Source organism: Streptomyces sp. NRRL S-1022 (assembly GCF_000720135.1).
In the GTDB taxonomy this organism is placed as follows: Bacteria; Actinomycetota; Actinomycetes; order Streptomycetales; family Streptomycetaceae; genus Streptomyces.
In genome coordinates this window covers 1-327 of sequence record NZ_JOIU01000170.1, presented here as the reverse complement: position 1 = coordinate 327, position 327 = coordinate 1, and the positions used below count along the sequence as shown (strand labels likewise).

General features: G+C 69.4%; 1 protein-coding gene. It reads right to left on the bottom strand.

The window, feature by feature from the left end; genetic code table 11:
• The coding region (locus IG05_RS43315) for an acyltransferase domain-containing protein (protein ID WP_037816032.1) at positions 1-327 on the bottom strand (327 nt) is incomplete at both ends.

Below are 327 nucleotides of genomic sequence, written 5' to 3'. Positions count from 1 at the left end.
CGGCAGGGCCTGCATCAGCCGGCCCCGCGCCGCCACCAGCGCCGCCGCATCCTCCAACGACAACACACCGGCCACATGCGCCGCGACGACCTCACCGATGGAATGTCCGGCCACGACGTCAGGCCGCACACCCCAGGACTCCACCAGCCGGAACAACGCCGACTCCACCGCGAACAACCCGGCCTGCGTGAACACCGTCCGGTCCAAGAGGTGCGCGTTACCGAAGATCACATCCCTGACGGGGAGTTCCGCGCCGAGGTGCCCGTCCAGGGCGGCGCACGCATCGTCCAACGCCCGCGCGAACACCGGATACCGGTCGTACAACTC